Origin of the sequence: Mesorhizobium sp. M7A.F.Ca.ET.027.03.2.1 (assembly GCF_003999175.1) — a bacterium.
Classification (GTDB): domain Bacteria; phylum Pseudomonadota; class Alphaproteobacteria; order Rhizobiales; family Rhizobiaceae; genus Mesorhizobium.
In genome coordinates this window covers 1-645 of record NZ_RZOM01001752.1, presented here as the reverse complement: position 1 = coordinate 645, position 645 = coordinate 1, and the positions used below count along the sequence as shown (strand labels likewise).

Genomic DNA, 645 nt, shown 5'->3' with positions numbered 1-645 from the left:
GGCAGAAGAAGGGCGATTTCATCACCGCCGATGTCACCGCCATCGCGCGCGATGGCAATCGCGTCACCGGCGTGAGCCTCGGCAATGGCGAGACGCTGAAGGCCGGCATCGTCGTCAACGCCGCCGGCCCGAACGCCGGCAAGGTGGCTGCCATGGCCGGGCTTGAACTGCCGGTCGAGCCGCGCAAGCGCAATGTCTTCGTCTTCGAGGCGCGCGAGAAATATGCCGACATGCCGCTGCTGGTCGATCCCTCCGGCATCTATGTCCGTCCGGAAGGCTCGGTCTACCTCACCGGCGGCGCCGAACCGGAGGAAGGCGACTGCGCACCCGATCCCGGTGACTTCGAGGTAAACTGGCCGCTGTTCGAAGAGGTGATCTGGCCGGTGCTGGCGACCCGCATTCCCGCCTTCGAGGCAATCAAGCCGACCCGCGCCTGGGCCGGCCACTACGACTACAACACGCTCGACCAGAACGCGGTGATCGGCCCGCATCCCGAAGTCGGCAATTTCATCTTCGCCAACGGATTCTCCGGCCACGGCCTGCAGCAGGCGCCGGCGGTCGGCAAGGCGCTTGCCGAACTGATCGTGCATGGCGGCTATCGCACGGGGGATTGTTCGGCGTTCGGGGATGGTCGAGTCGCGGGAG

At 66.4% G+C, this 645-nt stretch carries 1 protein-coding gene; it reads left to right on the top strand.

Annotated features, from left to right (window positions below):
• The coding region (locus EN750_RS37845) for an FAD-binding oxidoreductase (RefSeq protein ID WP_145968361.1) at window positions 1–645 on the top strand (645 nt) is incomplete at both ends.